Origin of the sequence: Aquidulcibacter sp., from assembly GCF_049239865.1 — a bacterium.
GTDB lineage: Bacteria > Pseudomonadota > Alphaproteobacteria > Caulobacterales > Aquidulcibacteraceae > Aquidulcibacter.
Genome location: NZ_JBMLTR010000219.1, coordinates 175592 through 192777, shown reverse-complemented (window position 1 = coordinate 192777; position 17186 = coordinate 175592). Strand labels below are relative to the sequence as shown.

The window sequence follows — 17186 nt, the reverse complement described above, 5'->3', positions numbered from 1 at the left end:
ATCCCACATGCACAAACAACTAAAACCAAGGTAATCGGCTAAAATCGGCAATTTAACTCAACAGAAACACCATTCAGTCTATAAACAGTCCATCTGTTTAGGATGGCTGCATGAAATCGCTCCCCAGGTTACTGACTGTGACGTTTGCAATCCTGCTTCTAGCAGCGGCTTCGTCGTGGCAGTTTGCCTCCTATCGCGATATCAATACGCGACAGATTTTGTTCACCGAAGCTACCGGCGAGATCAATCGTCTCGACGAAGTGTTGACCATGTCTGCGCTCATGCATGCGACGACAGCCGACCCGAAATGGGCAAAGCGTTACGAAGACAATACCCCCCGCCTGGAAGCAGCCATTGTCAAAGCCACCTCCATCGGCCCCTTGGGCGTGAAAGAAAGCCTCGGCGAAGTTGATCTGGCCAATACCAAGCTCATCGATCTTGAACGCCTGTCCTTTGCTTTGGTGGCCGACGGCAAAAAAGAAGACGCCCTCAAAATTCTATCGTCGCAAGATTATGCCGATCAAAAAGCCACTTATACACGTGAAATCAAAAAGGCCTTGGATTCTGGTTCCGCCGATATTCAATCCGCCAAAGCGCGTATCCAGACAGGGTTTCTGGTCACGATTATCCTGGTTGGCATTGCTTTCATTTTGATATTCGAACTTTGGCGACAAGATCGCGAGATCGTCCAAAAAGAAAAGATCCGCTATCGAGAGTTTGCACGCTTTGCCGAATTAGCGCGCAACCCCGTGGTGCGGACCAATCAGAAGCGCGAAATCATTTGGGCGAATGACGCCTATCTTGCGCTAACGGGCTATAGCCGCGAAGAAGTTATTGGCAAAAAGCCGAGCCAATTGACCCTTGCTCCAGAAGCTGATGCGGAACAAGTCGCCCAATTGATCCGTGCCCTCAATCGCGGTGAAGCGGCTAGCGCCACACTTTTGAACCGCAGCAAAACCGGCCGCAATTATTGGGTTAATCTCGACATCCAGCCGCTCCATGATGACCAGAACCAACTTGAAGGATTTCAAGCGATTGAAACCGAGGTTACCGATCTGGTCGAAGCCCAACGTCGCGCTGATGATGCCTTGGCCAATCTCAATGCCTATCAATCTGCCCTAGACGAACATTCCATCATCTCAGTCGCTGACCAATTTGGTCGCATCGAGTTCGTCAATGACCGCTATTGCGAGATCAGTGGCTATAGCCGCGAAGAATTGATCGGGCAAAGCTATCAGTCCGTTCAGTCTGGTAAGCATGATCCATCCTATTTCCAGGGCATGCGCGACACGATCAATGCGGGTCAATCTTGGCGGGGGGAAGTGTGCAATCGCGCCAAGGATGGTTCAGAATTCTGGGTCGACGCGACGGTTGTGCCCTTACCGGCCACGCGCACCGAAGGCGCACGCTTTGTCAGCATCCTTTACGACATCACCGAGCGTAAACGCACCGAAACGGAACTCTTGGCCGCTCGCGAGCAGGCCGAAGCCGCCAATCGCGCCAAGAGTAGCTTCTTGGCCAATATGAGCCATGAAATCCGCACCCCCTTAAATGGCGTCATTGGTGTGGTTGGTGCCTTGTCACGCACCGAACTCACGCAGTCCCAGCGCGAAATGGTCGACCTCATTCAGTCGTCTGGCGAAACGCTTGAGCTTCTTTTGTCCGATATTCTTGATGTCTCGAAGATTGAAGCGGGCAAATTCACCCTGCAACCTGAACCGTTTGACCTGCGCGAAACCATTGAGGCGACAGCCCAAGTCATGGGCATACGGGCTGAAGAAAAAGGCTTAGGCTTCTATCTCCGATTTGGTCCCGGTACCGAAGGCTTGTTTGAGGGCGATGGCATACGCGTGAAACAGATTGTTTCGAACTTGGCCTCAAATGCGGTGAAGTTCACCCAAAAAGGTCAAATCGACATCAGTATCGCAGCTACAGACAAAGCGGATGGGTCATGCGAAGTCATGATCAGCGTGAAAGACACAGGCATTGGCTTTGACGAGCAAACGAAACAACGCCTGTTTGCACGGTTTGAACAAGCAGACGCCTCCATTACCAAGAATTTTGGTGGCACAGGTCTCGGCCTGTCGATCTGCCGCACCTTGACCGACATGATGGGCGGCCAATTCCTCGTAACCTCCGAAGCCGGGATTGGTAGCCTCTTCTCCGTTATCTTGCCTTTGCCACGGGTCCATCCCGAAGCGTTTGCCCGCACTGAGCGAGCAGGGGCAAGCACCACGCCGACCGCCGTCCTGCCGCATACCGCCAGCCGTTCCATCTTGTTGGCCGAAGATCATCCAGTCAATCAACGCGTGATTGCGATGATCCTTGAGCCCCACGGCATCGCACTGACCATCGCCCAAAACGGCCAGGAAGCCGTTGAGATGTGGCAAAATGCACACTTTGATCTTGTGCTGATGGACATGCAAATGCCGGTTATGGATGGTCTGTCAGCGACCAAACAGATCCGCGAGATTGAACGCAGCAAAGGCTTGCAACGCACGCCAATCGCCATGGTAAGCGCCAATGCGATGAAAGAACACATCACCCAGTCCTTTTGGGCTGGCTGTGACTTCCATATCGCGAAGCCCGTCACACCTGAGGCCTTGCTCAAAGGTATAGATGCGACACTGGAGGCCTGTGAGGCAAACGAACACACAGGCAGCGGCAAGGCAAAGACGAAAGCCTAAGCCTAAGCCACTCGCGATTTGCGCTGCATGGGATCAGAACGGGATATCGTCCTCAAGGTCGGCCGCAAAGGAGCGCTTCTCGCCTTGAACCGCGCGAGGTGCCGAAGATCCCCCGCCAAAGCCACCGCCATTGCCGCCCATTGAACGGCCACCGCCAAACCCACCTTCAGAGCGGTCTTCGACCATGTCGCCGCCACCGGAACGACCATCCAGAATGGTGATTTCGCCTTTGAACCGGCCAATGACCACTTCAGTCGAATAACGCTTTTGGCCGGCCTGATCAGTCCATTCACGGGTCTGCAACTGGCCCTCAACATAGACCTTGCTGCCTTTTTTGACGTAATTCTCGACGACCTTCACCAGATTGTCGTTACGCACGACGACACGGTGCCATTCGGTCTTTTCTTTCTTCTCGCCGGTGGCTTTATCGTTCCAGCGCTCACTGGTTGCGACCGAAAACTCTGCGATGCGATCCCCGGACGGAAAGGACTTAATCTCAGGATCGCGCCCCAAGTTTCCAACCAAGATCACTTTGTTCACGCTGCCCGCCATTGCCCTAACTCCGTCTTTTTTGCCGTTGGCGACTCATCCTGTCGCGTCTTGGCATCGTATCCATTTGAAACTGACGCTACAGGTCTCATGTCCAAACCAGAAGAGAGGGGCGACACTCAAACCGCCTCGCCTTGTGGATAAGCATGTAAAACTGTGCATGCCGTGGACAAGCGTAAGATGTTCACATAATGTTCTATTCGTCAAGCTGGTTCGCACGCGCTAATCAGGGCGACATTGTTTTGGCTTTGGGGCTTGTGGCTCTGAGGTTTGCGTAATCAAGGTCACACATGTCTGAATCGCCTGTTATCCGTGTGCGCGGCGCGCGCGAACACAATTTGAAGAATTTCACGGTTGAGATCCCTCGCGGTGAGTTGGTGGTCATCACAGGCCTATCTGGGTCGGGCAAAAGCTCGCTCGCCTTTGATACCATCTATGCCGAAGGCCAAAGGCGCTATGTCGAAAGCCTGTCGGCCTATGCGCGCCAGTTCCTCGAGCTGATGCAAAAGCCGGACATGGATTCAATTGAGGGCTTGTCGCCAGCCATCTCGATTGAGCAGAAGACGACCTCGAAAAACCCACGCTCCACCGTCGGCACGGTGACTGAGATATACGACTATATGCGCTTGCTTTGGGCGCGCATTGGCGTGCCCTATTCGCCAGCAACCGGCCTGCCGATCGAAAGCCAGACGGTCAGCCAAATGGTGGATAAGATCAAAGTCCTGCCAGAGGGCACGCGCTTGTTCTTGTTGGCCCCCGTGGTGCGCGGCCGAAAGGGTGAGTTTAAGACCGAGTTCAAAAGCTGGATCAAGCAAGGCTTTGTACGCGCCAAAATCAATGGTGAGTATTATGAGCTGGAAAATGCCCCTGATCTCGACAAGAAACTGAAGCACGACATTGATGTGGTTGTTGACCGCATCGCTGTTCGCGCTGGCATTGAACAGCGCCTAGCCGAAGGCTTTGAGACCTGTTTGCGCTTAGCCGATGGGATTGCCTTAGCCGAATTTGCCGATGAAAAGGACGAAAAAGGTGCGGCAAAGCGGATGCTATTTTCGGCCAAATTCGCCTGCCCCGTATCGGGTTTTACCATCCCGGAGATCGAGCCGCGTCTTTTCTCCTTCAACAATCCGTTTGGGGCCTGCCCCACGTGTGATGGTCTTGGCGTGCAGCTTAAATTCGACCAAGAGTTGGTGGTCCCGGATTCAAGCAAGACCTTGAATGACGGCGTGATTGCACCCTGGGCCAAGGGGGCTTCACCACTTTACACCCAGACTTTGCAAGCCCTTGCCCGCCATGCCGAAGTCGCCCTGACAACACCTTGGACAAAACTGCCTGAGAGCTTTCAGAAGCTCGTGCTCTATGGCTCGGGGACGGAGAAGGTCAAATTCGTCTATGATGATGGCGCGCGCCGCTATGAAACCACCAAGACGTTTGAAGGCGTGATCCCCAATCTGGAACGGCGCTGGCGTGAAACGGATTCGGCTTGGTCGCGCGAGGAATTGGGCCGCTATCAATCAGCGCAGAAATGCCCGACCTGTGAGGGTAAGCGCCTCAAGCCTGAGGCCCTTGCGGTGCGTGTCGGCGGCGAAGATATTTCAGTCGTGTCTTCTCGTTCGATCCGGGGTGCGCGTGACTGGTTTGTCGATTTAGAAGGCCGCCTGACGCCCAAGGAATTGGAAATCGCCACCCGCGTGTTGAAAGAGATCAAGGAGCGCTTGCGCTTTCTGGTTGATGTTGGCTTGGACTATCTGACGCTCCACCGGGGTTCAGCGACGCTGTCGGGCGGCGAGAGCCAGCGGATTCGATTGGCCAGCCAAATCGGCTCTGGGCTGACGGGCGTGCTCTATGTCTTGGACGAGCCCAGCATTGGCCTGCATCAGCGCGATAACACCCGCCTCCTGACTTCGCTCAAAGGCCTGCGTGACCTCGGCAATAGCGTCATCGTGGTCGAGCATGATGAGGAAGCCATTCTGACGGCTGACCATGTGCTGGATATGGGGCCGCTCGCCGGTATCCATGGCGGCCAAGTGGTCGCCCAAGGCAAGCCGGCCGATATTGAAGCGACCAAGGGCAGCCTGACGGGGGCCTATCTGCGCGGTGAAAAGGCCATCCCCATCCCGCCAAAGCGCCGCCGCCGCAATCCTAAGAAGTTCCTTCGGATTGAAGGGGCGACAGGCAATAATCTGAAAAATGTCTCGGTCGATATCCCGCTGGGCATCTTCACTTGCGTCACCGGCGTGTCCGGCGGGGGCAAATCGACCCTCATTCTTGAGACGCTCTACAAAGCCCTTGCCCGTCGTCTGAACGGGGCGAATGAAGTGCCCGGGCCGCATAAGGCGCTGGAAGGCCTTCACCATCTCGACAAGGTGATTGATATCGACCAGAGCCCGATTGGCCGCACGCCACGGTCTAATCCTGCCACCTATACGGGGGCATTTGGTCCGATCCGCGACTGGTTTGCTGCCCTACCAGAGTCAAAAGCACGCGGCTATGGCCCCGGCCGCTTCAGCTTCAACGTCAAAGGTGGGCGCTGTGAAGCCTGCCAAGGCGATGGCGTGCAAAAGATCGAAATGCACTTCTTGCCCGACGTCTATGTCACTTGCGACGTCTGCCATGGCCAACGCTATAATCGCGAGACTTTGGAAGTCACCTATCGCAATAAATCCATTGCCCAAGTGCTGGATATGACGGTGGAGGAAGCTGCTGGCTTCTTCCAAGCGGTCCCCTCCATTCGCGATAAGATGGAGACTTTGGTACGGGTGGGCCTCGGCTATGTGAAGGTCGGTCAGCAGGCGACCACCCTCTCAGGTGGGGAAGCCCAACGGGTAAAATTGTCCAAGGAATTATCGCGCCGCGCAACCGGGCGAACGCTCTATATTCTCGATGAACCCACGACTGGCCTGCACTTTGAAGACACGCGTAAGCTGTTGGAAGTGCTGCAGGAATTGGTGGATCAAGGCAATAGCGTCTTGGTGATTGAGCATAATTTGGACGTGATCAAAACCGCCGATTGGCTAATTGATTTGGGTCCCGAAGGCGGCGATGGCGGCGGCTTGATCGTGGCCGAAGGTACGCCGGAAGAGGTGGCCTTGGTCAAGGGCTCTTGGACTGGTCGCTATCTCAAAGAGACCCTGCTCAAACACGAAGAACGCCGCCTCGCCCAAGCCGCACGTATGGCCCAAGAAGCAGAAGGGGAAGCTAAAGCTTAGGGGTTAGCCTTCTGGCTCGCTTCGACTCCGTTCCAGACCCGCAGGTTGAAATCAGTCCGCTCATTTTCACGGGCAGTGAGGATCGTGAGAGCCCAGAGGGCTGTGATCAAGGCGATGATCAGCCAGCCCCAAACAGTGCCGAAAAAGCGCAAAAGTCTCATGGCTTGGGCTCCGCCGTGTCAGAGACCAAACGGCCATCTTCCAACTCGATCACGCGACTGGCGAAAGGCACCAAGCGATCATCATGCGTGGCGCAAAGGATGGTTGCGCCCTGTTGTTTAGCAGCTTCACTCAGTAGTCTGGCGACCATGACGGCATTGCGGCCATCTAATGCCGACGTGGGTTCATCGCAGAAGATGAAGGCTGGTCGCTTTGCCAGCATGCGGGCGATAGCCACCCGTTGATTTTGGCCACCAGACAATTGACTGGGCTTTGATTGGGCGCGATCTAACAGGCCAACTAGGTCCAGATACTGAGATGCCCTTGCCTTGGCGTCTCCAGCGGGTACCCCCAAAAGTCGCAATGGAACAAAGACTTGCTGCCACGCCGTCAGAGACGGAAATAGCCCCGGGGTTTGAAAGACATAACCACAATACTGGCGACGAAAACGTTCAGCAGATCGGCCTCCTCGCCCCCAGACATCCGTCCCCTTCGCGATCACCACGCCGCCCTCTGGTCTTTGAAGTCCAGACAAGGCCGCCAGCAGACAGGATTTGCCAGACCCACTCGCCCCTTTGAGTAAGGTAAGGCTTCCCTGCTCCACCGAGAAAGAAACATCATGCAGCGCGTGCACTTTGCTGGCACCGCGTCCAAAAGACTTAGAGATCGCCTTTGCGGACAGGATAGGACCCTCTGTCATCGCAACAACTCAACCGGCTTGAGGCCAAAAATGGTGGGCAAACTCATCATGCCCGCAAGGCAAGATGTCGCGAGAATGGCACCTGTCACCATCGGGACCTGTGCCGGATAAAGTAGGATATAAACGTCGGCCTTCTCTAGAACCAATTGGCCGACAAGGCCGCCGGAAAGGGCAAAGGCAGATGCGATGAGGCCGATCCACACGGTCTGCTCTAGCACCAGAAGGGCAATCCGCCACTTTGGCACACCCATGGCCAGCAAAGTGGCAAACTCGACGCGCTGACCCGCCATCATGGCGTGAATGGCTTGTGAGATAATCAAAAGGGCGATCACACCGATAAAGATGGCAAGATAGAGAAATGCACGAATGTCGCGTTGATCCTTCAGAGCGTCCTCAATGACTTTTTGGGTTAGTTGCTCTCGGCTCATCACCTCTGCGCCAAGGGCATTCAATTCGCGATTGAGACCGGTAATCGCTTGGCCGACTGACTTCCCTTCCTTTGGTGCCACCAAGATGGAATAGACTGGGATTTCTTGTTTCCGATCTAAGGTGTCATTCAAGTTTGCAAGGCTCTCACGTGAGATCATGCTTCCCCGGGGACCTAGATTACCATCCATAAGCCCAACAACCCGAAACCGTACATTTTCTCGAACAACTTCGTCGCCCAAGCCAAGGCCGGTCGCCCGCGCATCTTCATCCGTCAGCAGAACTGAATTTGGTCGTTGGAGCAGTCGCTTGGCTTCCACAGACATAATTTGCGGTGCTGACAGTGCCGGTGAGATTGGGTCGATGACATTTACCTTTAGGCCGCCACCTGACGGACCTTGGCCCAAAAAGGCATGCTTCTGTCGGATCAGTTCAAAGGCACCCACATAGGAACTTCGACCGACTTGAGCGATCACGTCCTCAGGTATTTTTTCATACTGATCGTTGCCCTGCTTCTGAGACAAAATAACGATCGGTGCTGTCGCTTGCCTCTCAAGGAGCGCATAACGCGACAAAAAATAACTCGACAGCCCAAGCTGAAGATAAATGGCAATACCCGCCAAGATTAGCGTGAGAATGGCAAACCAAGCCCGCAGCCAATTGTGGGAAAGATGGAGTTGCGCAAGCGCATTCATCGCAATTTATCAGGCCTCAAAGACTTGGAATCAACTATAAGATCAAAACTAGGCCATGATTCCCAAACGCGCGCGACCTGTTGCAGCCCCAACTCCCCTAAAATTGTCTGGACCTCTACAAAGGTTTGCTAAGTCCGCCGCCCTATTCTCACGAAATGGTGACAAATTATCTTCATGCCCTGACCCATATGTTGGACATCACAGGGCGAACCGACCGCCGCTCGTATTGGTATTTCATTCTGATGGTGATGGCGCTGAGTTGCTTGGCAATTTCTGTCGACAGCGCAATCGTGCTTTCGACGCTTACGGATGGCACGCCAGAAATCAAAATCGGCACCATGACCATGACCTTCGGTGCCTTGCATTTCTTACCAATTTTTTCAGCCAGCGTGCGTCGCCTTCACGATATTGGCAAATCGGGCATTTGGATTCTTTTGAACTGCGTGCCCTTTGTTGGCAGTATGATCCTGTTTTCCTGGTATGCCCGTCCGAGTGCGCTCAACAGCATGCATGGCGAGGCCCCGCGTGAGCGGCTATCGCGCCCGAATTGGGCGGACCGCACGCAATTTTAAGCAACAAAAAAGGGCGGCTCCAATGGAACCGCCCTTTTTGTTTGACCCAATCGCAGGATTTAGCCCGCGATTGCGGCGGCGTCTTTTTCGCCCGTGCGGATGCGCAGGGCCATCTCGACGTCGACCACAAAGATTTTACCATCGCCGATTTTACCGGTGTTAGCGGCACCAGCCAGCGCCTCGACAACCTTTTCGACCATGTCATCTGTAACTACGGCTTCAATCTTGACCTTCGGCAAAAGCTTCACTTCATATTCAGCGCCGCGATAAACTTCGGTCTTACCCTTTTGACGCCCATAACCACGGACCTCGGTAACAGTCAGGCCTGAAATGCCCGCCTCAGTCGCAGCGTCAAGCACCGCATCGAGACGGCTTGGTTTGATAATAGCGGTGACAAGCTTCATTCTGTTCCCCTCACTTCGCATCGGGTTCGTTCTCAGGAACCAGACCCTGATTATTCCATCACATGCTAGATTAGACAATCAGCAGCACTTGTGACCCGCTTTCAATGCCTGACCGCAGAGCGGAGGATAATCGCTCAAATTTTGAGCGACTTTCACGACGATTGCCTTAAAAACGTGCGGCCGCCGGTTGTGCGAGCAAGACTCGCCGGCCCTGACCGGGCAGGCTGTCAGCATACAGACGCTTGACCGCTTCAACCAAAATGACCCCGCCAAGTGCTGGCCAAGCCCGCTCGCCGACGCCCTCCCACGTCTCAGCCGCTCCACCTGTGGCCATTTTCCACGACAAAGGCGGGCCATAAAGCGCGCGCGACCAAGCAACAGGCTGAAACATGGAATCGCTCAAAAGGCCCGCTAGCTGGCTGCGGCTATAAGGTCGACCTTGGCCAAAGGGGGTCGATTCCGCCCGCGCCCAAATACCACCGCGATTGGCGACGGCAATCATCAGACGTCCTTCAGGGGCGAGCAGGCGCCAGAGTTCGCGCAACAACACGCGCGGATTTTCGGCCTCCTCCAGCGCGTGGACACAAAGGATGCGGTCAAAAATCGCCTCGGTAAAAGGCATCCGATCTTCATCGCCAATACAGGCAAGGTTGGGCCCGCATGAAGGCCAGCGCTCCACCCCTTGCGTCGCTGGCATCAAAGCCGTCACCCGACGCGCCGTTGGCAGCCACGGCGTCAGAAAAGGCGTCGCATAACCAAAGCCCAGAACGTCGAGGCCTTTGCAATCGCCCCAGGCGTCCACCATGCGGCGGCCAGCCATAGCTTGCGCCGTCTGCCCCAAGGGGCTCGCATAAAAACTTTGCAGGGCAAGGACATCAACACGCATAAGGGCTAGGATAAACCAAGTTTCTCTCTTAAAGGACAGACATGCTTATCATTCATATGTTTCCCTGTCTGTCGGACAATTATGCCTTTCTTGTCCGCGATTCGGCCACTGGCAAAGTTGCCTGTATCGACACACCCGACGCCACCGCCATTCTGGCAGAAGCCCAGAAACTCGGTTGGCACATTGATGAAATCTGGAACACCCATTGGCATCCTGACCATGCCGGCGGCAATCAGGCGATTGAAAAGGCTTTGGGAACTGTCTCTTTGGGGCCAGAGGAAGTCCAAACACGCATCAGCCCGCTTGCCCGCGTCGTAAGACCAGGCGAAACGGTCACTTTGGGTGAAAGCAGCGCAGAAGTCATCGATGTCGGCGGCCATACGCTTGGCCATATCGCCTTTTATTTTGCGGACGATGAAGTGGCCTTTGTCGGGGATTCTTTGTTTGCGTTGGGTTGCGGGCGTTTGTTTGAAGGCACGGCGGAGCAGGCTTGGAATAGTCTCTCCCGATTGATGGCTCTACCCGATGCAACCACCATTTATTGCGCCCATGAATATACCGCCGCCAATGCGCGCTTTTGCGCGACAATTGAGACAGAGAATGCTGCATTGACCAGCCGCATCCAAGAGATCACCCGATTGCGCGCTGATAATGTGCCGACCGTGCCAACCAGTATTGGGCTGGAGCGGGCGACCAATCCGTTTGTGCGGGCAGATCTGCCCAGCGTACGGGTCGCAATTGGGGTTGCAGCGGATGCAGCACCTTATGAAGCATTTGCCCGGGTGCGGCAGATGAAGGATCAATTCTGATGCAAAGGGCATTGTCTGGCGATTTATCCGCCTCTGAGATCATCGCCTTGCTTCAGATGAAGCCCCACCCAGAGGGCGGCCATTATGTTGAGACGTTTCGCGACCCCAATGGGCCGGAGGATCGTGGTTTCTCAACCAGCATTTACTTCCTCCTTCAAGCTGGGGAAGTCTCGGCTTGGCACCGTGTGGATGCGGGCGAACATTGGTTTTGGCATGCGGGCGGGCCATTGGCGTTGAGCATTAGCGAGGATGGTCAAAAGGCCTATGCCCACCGCTTAGGGCCTGACTTGCGCGCCGGACAAAGACCACAAGCCATCGTGCCCGCAGGCGCTTGGCAGGCAGCTGAAAGCCTTGGGGCTTGGACCTTGGTTAGCTGTGTCGTTGCGCCGGGCTTCTTGTTCGAACGCTTTGAACTGGCCCATCCCGACTGGTTTCCGGGCAAGCCTGGGCAAGCGCCAATTTAGTTCGCTTTATCCAGCGCATAGCCTGCGGATCGCACCGTACGGATCGGATCAATCTCATCGCCTTCATTCAAGGCTTTGCGCAAACGACCGACATGGACGTCGACGGTCCGAGCTTCGACATAAACGTCAGAGCCCCAAACTGCGTCCAATAATTGCTCGCGCGAGAAAACGCGACCTGGATGTTGCATGAAATAATCCAATAGGCGGAATTCTGTGGGTCCCAAATGGACATCACGCTCGCCGCGCTTCACACGGTAGGACACACGGTCGACCACAATATCACCAAACACCAGACGGTCGTCGGCCAAACCCGGGCGGATGCGACGCAGGACAGCGCGCACCCGGGCCAAAAGTTCAGTCGTCGAAAATGGCTTGGTGACATAGTCGTCTGCACCGGTATCAAGGCCACGAATCCGGTCGGATTCCTCGCCGCGTGCTGTCAGCATGATGATGGGAATATTGCGGGCATCTGGCTTAGCCCGCAGCCTGCGACACACCTCAATGCCGGGCACCTTTGGTAACATCCAATCAAGAATGACCAAGTCTGGCAAGCGTTCCGACGCCATCATCAAGGCTTCTTCGCCATCGACGGCGACGCCGACATGATAACCATCCTTTTCAAGATTATAGCGCAACAGCGTCGCGAGGGCGTCTTCGTCTTCAACAACAAGAACGTAAGGGGTCATGACAATGGCTCCTGAGTGGGCGACGGTGGGAGGGGAGGCATGACAGGATCGACAGCTTTCGGGCGGTCGGTTCCAATGTCTTCACCGGTTTCAAGGAAATAAATAACTTCGGCCATATTGGTGCAGTGATCGCCGATCCGCTCGATATTCTTGGCGACAAACAGCAAATGCGCCCCCGGACCAATCATGCGGGGATCTTCCATCATGTAGGTCAGAAGTTCGCGGAAGAGTGAGTTATAATGCTCATCTAGCTCTTCATCCTGCATCCAGACAGAAACCGCTCCGGCCACTTCGCGTGAAGCGAACGTGTCGAGGATTTGCTTCAACTGGGTGACAGCAATCTTGCCCATACGCTCAACGCTGCGGGTCAGAGCGATTGGGTCAAATTCCTGAATGGTCAGCGCGCGCTTGGCGATATTCTTAGCCAAATCGCCAATGCGCTCAAGGTCGCCTGCGAGCTTCAAAGCTGCCACCGTTTGGCGTAGATCACGGCCCAAAGGCTGACGCAGCGCTAATAGGCGCATGATCTTACGCTCAATCTCACGCTGGAGTTCGTCAATCTTCTTGTCGCCGTCAATCACGCTGCGGGCGAGGCCAGCATCGCGGCGGGCGATGGCGGTCACCGCGTCGCTCAAAGCCTGCTCAGAATAGCCGCCCATACGGGTGAGGTCTGCCCCGAGGGCTTCCAATTCTTCGGTAAAGGCGCGGACGGTATGTTCTGTCATCTCAACTTACTTTCAGGGCACCCAAGTATGAAGGTGCTGGAGGCTTAGCCAAATCGGCCAGTGATATAGTCTTGGGTGCGGCTGTCGCGTGGGTTGGTGAAAATCTCTTCGGTCGGCCCCGCTTCCACCAGTTTGCCCATGTGGAAGAAGGCGGTCCGCTGGCTGACGCGGGCAGCCTGCGCCATCGAGTGGGTGACGATGATGATGCAGAAATTCTGCCGCAATTCGTCGATCAACTCTTCGATCTTGGCGGTCGCGATGGGGTCCAAAGCCGAACAAGGCTCGTCCATCAGAATGATCTCAGGATTAACGGCAATGGCGCGCGCAATCACCAAACGCTGCTGTTGACCGCCTGAAAGGCCCGTGCCGGGTTGATGCAAGCGGTCCTTCACCTCATCCCACAGGCCTGCCTTACGCAGGCTCTGCTCGACAATCCGCTCTAGGCCTTGCTTGTCATTGGCAATGCCGTGGATGCGCGGGCCATAGGCCACATTCTCAAAGATCGTCTTTGGGAAAGGATTAGGCTTTTGGAAGACCATGCCGACGGAAGCGCGCAACACAACTGGGTCAATCGCCCGATCATTTACATCGCGGCCATCGACTTGGATATTGCCAGTCACTTTGCAGGAATCGATGGTGTCGTTCATGCGGTTGATGCAGCGCAAGAAGGTGGATTTGCCGCAGCCAGATGGCCCGATAAAGGCCGTCACCGAAGCATCCGGGACATCCAATGAGACATCAAACAAGGCTTGCTTCGTGCCGTAAAAGACATTGACGTCGCGCGCGCGGACTTTAGCCGTGATGCCAGGCAGAATGCCTGTGGTCTGCTGCACATGGCCAGAATGGGCCTCGCTATGCGCTTCAGAGTTCGACTGAGAGAACGTATTCATCGGTTTACCACCTGCGCTCGAACTTACGCCGCAGGAAGATTGCGACAGCGTTCATCACTATCATAAAGAGAAGTAGAATCAGAATGGCCATGGCGGTGCGTGGCTCCCACGCCCGTTCTGGACGACCTGCCCACATAAAGAGTTCCACTGGCAAAACAGTTGCCGAGTCGGTCAAGCTGGTTGGCACATCGGCGATAAAGGCCACCATGCCGATCATCAAGAGCGGTGCGGTTTCACCCAAAGCATGGGCCATCGCGAGGATGGAGCCTGTCATGATGCCGGGCATGGCCAGAGGCAGGACATGGTGGAAAATCGCCTGCATCTTAGACGCACCTACCCCAAGAGCGGCTTCGCGGATTGAAGGTGGAACAGCCTTTAGGGCAGCGCGAGAAGCGATGATAATGACGGGCAGGCTCATCAAAGTCAGCACGATGCCGCCGACAATCGGGGCAGAGCGCGGCATGTTGAAGAAGGTCAGGAAGACCGCAAAGCCCAATAGACCAAACACAATGGAAGGCACGGCTGCCAGATTGTTGATATTGACTTCAATAAAGTCCGTGAGCGCATTTTTCGGCGCGAATTCTTCCAGATAGACAGCCGTCGCCACCCCAATCGGCACAGCCGTGCAGAAGGTCACCAAGAGGGTGAAGATAGAACCGACAAGAGCCGATAGAATGCCGGACAATTCGGGCTCATTTGAGTCAGAATTGGTGAAGATCGTCGTGTTCAGTGCTGGGCGAATAGCCCCTTCATTTTGCAACTGACGGCCAAACGCGATGACTTCATCATTCACGGCCCGTCCATTTTGCGGTGTCGCTAATTGGACGGTCCGCCAGACATAATCCACCGATTGTGGGCTGCGGGCGAGAAGTACGCCTTGTGCCGAGCTCGGCGAAATGCGCGTCAATTTATAGGTGGAACCACGCACCTCAACCAGAATGCTGGGCTTGTCATCATTGAGATCAATGGCACCGCCTTGACCTTTGATCGCCGCGCGATAGGCCTCGATGGTCGCCGCATCAGCCGCTGTCTCACCGACGAGATTGTCGACCAAGGTTTGGGCTTGATCTGCCAAGGCCTCTGCGGCTGCAAGGCCAGGCCCGCCAGAAGCTTTCAGCTCTGCAACCCGCGCTTTCAAGGCCGCGACTTGGGTTTGAGCAATGCTGAGGCGTTGGCGCTTGAGACCAAGCGCGGTTTCAAGCTCTGTGGCGGCGACAGCCAAATCTTCACGCAGATTGGCGACGGGTTTGGCAAAAGGCGCACGGCCGCCAGACAAGGTAAAGGTGTTGTCGGCTGCCTTGCTGACGTTCAGGGGTTCTTCGCCCTGGCTCACGCGCGTTTTGCCGTAAGCGCCCTTCAAAAACAGATCAAGGTCATCATTGATCGGCAAAGAGACGTCCAATGTCTTGCCAATCAAGCTGGGGTCTTCTGCCAAGGTGCGGCCGATGGGGACAGCTGCTAACGAAGTCACGACATCAAACAAATCATCCAGCTTCCGATCGGCTTCAGCAGTGGGAAAGCGCTGGATCAGCGCGTCTTGGACCAAGCCATAGAAATTGCCTTGTTCACGAATTTCAGACGGCACCCGATTGCCCATTGGATCGGCTTTTTCGGCGCTGACTTGCAAGGTCACATGCAAGCGGTTTTCGGTCATGGCGGGAATGGACTGGGCGATGACCGACAATAACAAAAGGCCGCAGGCCGCGATTGCGGTTGCAACCATCGTAATGCCAAACCAGCGGAAACGCGTTTCAGCCGCATGACGCCGCTTGATTTGACGGTTCACGATATCCCGCAGCGCGGTCCGAGAAGGGGCGGCTGAGTCACTCATATTTGTCTCGATATTTTTGAACGACACGCAAAGCGATGATGTTGAGGATCAAGGTCACGAAGAAGAGCACAAAGCCCAAAGCAAAGGCGGCATGGGTCTTGGGGCTGTCATATTCTTGATCGCCCGTGAGCAAGGTCACAATTTGTACGGTTACGGTTGTTACCATGTCCAACGGGTTCAGGGTGAGGTTGGCGTTTTGACCGGCAGCCATGGTCACAATCATGGTTTCGCCAAGGGCTTTTGAAACAGCCAGCAAGACAGACCCAACGATGCCGGGCAGAGCCGCGGGGATCACAACCCGGCTGATGGTCTCAGACTTGGTCGCACCCATCGCATAAGACCCATCGCGCAAGGCTTGGGGCACAGCATTGATCACGTCATCCGACAGCGAAGAAATAAAAGGAATGATCATAATCCCCATGACGAGGCCTGCCGCTAACGCACTTTGTGCAGACACATCGAGGCCAATGCTGGTGCCAATCGCCCGAATGATGGGCGCGACTGTCAACAAAGCAAAAAAGCCAAAGACGACGGTTGGAATGCCAGCCAGCAATTCCAGCACCGGCTTCACGACTGCGCGAGCCCGCGCGCTGGCATATTCGGAAAGGTAAATGGCAGAGCCGAGGCCGACCGGGATCGCAATCGCCATGGCGATCAGCATGATGAGCGCGGTCCCGGCAAACAGAGGAACCGCCCCAAACGCGCCGGATTGTCCGATTTGATCCGCCCGAATAGCGACTTGCGGGCTCCATTGTGTGCCAAACAAAAAGTCGATTGGACTATAGTTGGAGAAGAATTTTAGCGTCTCAAACAAAAGCGACAAAACAATCCCAAGGGTGGTCAGGATCGCAATGCCAGAAGCCACCATCATGGCCGCCTTGATACAGCTCTCAACCGCATTGCGGGCGCGGAAGTCACGACCCAGATGCGAGCGCGACAGGAAAAAGCCCAAGGCAGATAGCGCCAATGCACCCAGCCCAAATGCAATGTTCAGATTGGCCGAAATCCCGCGCATCGCCTCCGCAGCTGCCAAGACATCCGGGGTGCGTTGGCTGGGGGTGCCGCCAAAGGCAATCTTGCTGGCGTCGATAAAGAACAGGTCCAGCCGCTCTTTCGGCAGAGCCAAAACTTCCGGCGGCAAGCTATGCGACAAAAGCGAGCGAATGGCAGATGGGGCAATCAATTCGTGCAGCAGCAACAAGCCTAATGCAGGGCCGACAACCCACAAAACCGCGTACCACCCGTGATGTCCGGGTAAAGAGTTCAAACGGCCCTGACCTGAATTGGCGATTGCCAGCGCGTTGGTCGCGCCAGTTTGCCAAGCCCAGGTGCCGAAAGCCAGCACAATGGCTGCCGCGATCAGGCTTACAGGCACATCAGCGAACGCATCCATGAAGAATCATAGCCCCTGCCGGACAATCCAGCACCATTTCTCCCCCGCCCCTTAAGGCTTTGCTGAGAAGGCAAGATTACATTTTTATGACACTTCGATGA

16 protein-coding genes are annotated in these 17186 nt (G+C 55.3%); 5 read left to right on the top strand and 11 right to left on the bottom strand.

The features are described 5' to 3' along the window. Positions 1 to 110: 110 nt before the first annotated feature. On the top strand, positions 111 to 2687 hold the full coding sequence (locus ACOVRA_RS16425; RefSeq protein ID WP_421721231.1) for a PAS domain S-box protein: 2577 nt from the start codon (positions 111 to 113) through the stop codon (positions 2685 to 2687). Positions 2688 to 2720: 33 nt separating this feature from the next. Here ACOVRA_RS16425 and ssb read toward each other — a convergent pair whose 3' ends face one another. Then, on the bottom strand, positions 2721 to 3239 hold the full coding sequence (ssb, locus tag ACOVRA_RS16420) for a single-stranded DNA-binding protein (protein WP_290806638.1): 519 nt from the start codon (positions 3237 to 3239) through the stop codon (positions 2721 to 2723). A 287-nt stretch (positions 3240 to 3526) separates the two neighbouring features. Between ssb and uvrA the strand changes: the two genes are divergently transcribed. After that, positions 3527 to 6445: an excinuclease ABC subunit UvrA gene (gene uvrA / locus ACOVRA_RS16415; protein WP_421721230.1), complete on the top strand. Its 2919-nt coding sequence runs from the start codon at positions 3527 to 3529 to the stop codon at positions 6443 to 6445. On the opposite strand, the gene ACOVRA_RS16410 is transcribed toward uvrA, so the two are convergent. The 3 genes from ACOVRA_RS16410 to ACOVRA_RS16400 are packed head-to-tail and all read right to left on the bottom strand — an operon-like array spanning position 6442 to position 8425. After that, positions 6442 to 6606 (bottom strand): hypothetical protein, encoded by a 165-nt coding sequence (locus tag ACOVRA_RS16410; protein ID WP_298228305.1) that lies wholly within the window; start codon positions 6604 to 6606, stop codon positions 6442 to 6444. The two genes, uvrA and ACOVRA_RS16410, sit on opposite strands and share 4 nt — an antisense overlap. Then, positions 6603 to 7304, bottom strand: a complete 702-nt coding sequence (locus ACOVRA_RS16405) for an ABC transporter ATP-binding protein (RefSeq protein WP_298228303.1) — start codon at positions 7302 to 7304, stop codon at positions 6603 to 6605. The genes ACOVRA_RS16410 and ACOVRA_RS16405 overlap by 4 nt, the downstream gene beginning before the upstream one ends. Beyond that, a complete protein-coding gene (locus tag ACOVRA_RS16400) occupies positions 7301 to 8425 on the bottom strand; it encodes an ABC transporter permease (RefSeq protein ID WP_421721229.1) in 1125 nt (374 codons plus the stop codon). The genes ACOVRA_RS16405 and ACOVRA_RS16400 overlap by 4 nt, the downstream gene beginning before the upstream one ends. Before the next feature lie 125 nt (positions 8426 to 8550). Between ACOVRA_RS16400 and ACOVRA_RS16395 the strand changes: the two genes are divergently transcribed. After that, on the top strand, positions 8551 to 8997 hold the full coding sequence (locus ACOVRA_RS16395) for a DUF805 domain-containing protein (protein ID WP_421721228.1): 447 nt from the start codon (positions 8551 to 8553) through the stop codon (positions 8995 to 8997). A gap of 59 nt (positions 8998 to 9056) precedes the next feature. Here the strand turns inward: ACOVRA_RS16395 and ACOVRA_RS16390 are convergent, their stop codons facing one another. Both ACOVRA_RS16390 and ACOVRA_RS16385 read right to left on the bottom strand, forming a co-directional pair. Then, positions 9057 to 9401, bottom strand: a complete 345-nt coding sequence (locus ACOVRA_RS16390) for a P-II family nitrogen regulator (RefSeq protein WP_085338996.1) — start codon at positions 9399 to 9401, stop codon at positions 9057 to 9059. A gap of 166 nt (positions 9402 to 9567) precedes the next feature. Beyond that, complete coding sequence (locus ACOVRA_RS16385; RefSeq protein ID WP_290806621.1) at positions 9568 to 10287, bottom strand: class I SAM-dependent methyltransferase; 720 nt, start codon at positions 10285 to 10287, stop codon at positions 9568 to 9570. A 41-nt stretch (positions 10288 to 10328) separates the two neighbouring features. On the opposite strand from ACOVRA_RS16385, the gene gloB reads away from it, so the two are divergent. Together gloB and ACOVRA_RS16375 are read left to right on the top strand one after the other, a co-directional pair. After that, positions 10329 to 11096: a hydroxyacylglutathione hydrolase gene (gloB, locus tag ACOVRA_RS16380; RefSeq protein ID WP_421721227.1), complete on the top strand. Its 768-nt coding sequence runs from the start codon at positions 10329 to 10331 to the stop codon at positions 11094 to 11096. After that, complete coding sequence (locus ACOVRA_RS16375) at positions 11096 to 11560, top strand: cupin domain-containing protein (RefSeq protein WP_421721226.1); 465 nt, start codon at positions 11096 to 11098, stop codon at positions 11558 to 11560. The genes gloB and ACOVRA_RS16375 overlap by 1 nt, the downstream gene beginning before the upstream one ends. Here the strand turns inward: ACOVRA_RS16375 and phoB are convergent. Genes phoB through pstC form a run of 5 tightly spaced genes read right to left on the bottom strand, consistent with a single transcriptional unit; the run spans position 11557 to position 17085 of the window. Continuing rightward, entirely contained in the window at positions 11557 to 12246 is a 690-nt protein-coding gene (phoB, locus tag ACOVRA_RS16370; RefSeq protein ID WP_290806612.1) for a phosphate regulon transcriptional regulator PhoB, read from the bottom strand. The two genes, ACOVRA_RS16375 and phoB, sit on opposite strands and share 4 nt — an antisense overlap. Further along, entirely contained in the window at positions 12243 to 12971 is a 729-nt protein-coding gene (gene phoU / locus ACOVRA_RS16365; protein WP_290806609.1) for a phosphate signaling complex protein PhoU, read from the bottom strand. The genes phoB and phoU overlap by 4 nt, the downstream gene beginning before the upstream one ends. A gap of 44 nt (positions 12972 to 13015) precedes the next feature. Continuing rightward, positions 13016 to 13861, bottom strand: a complete 846-nt coding sequence (gene pstB, locus ACOVRA_RS16360) for a phosphate ABC transporter ATP-binding protein PstB (RefSeq protein WP_421721225.1) — start codon at positions 13859 to 13861, stop codon at positions 13016 to 13018. Positions 13862 to 13865: 4 nt separating this feature from the next. Further along, positions 13866 to 15692 (bottom strand): phosphate ABC transporter permease PstA, encoded by a 1827-nt coding sequence (gene pstA / locus ACOVRA_RS16355; protein ID WP_421721224.1) that lies wholly within the window; start codon positions 15690 to 15692, stop codon positions 13866 to 13868. After that, positions 15685 to 17085, bottom strand: a complete 1401-nt coding sequence (gene pstC / locus ACOVRA_RS16350) for a phosphate ABC transporter permease subunit PstC (protein WP_421721223.1) — start codon at positions 17083 to 17085, stop codon at positions 15685 to 15687. Before pstC ends, pstA begins: the two co-directional genes overlap by 8 nt. Between the last annotated feature and the right edge of the window lie 101 nt (positions 17086 to 17186).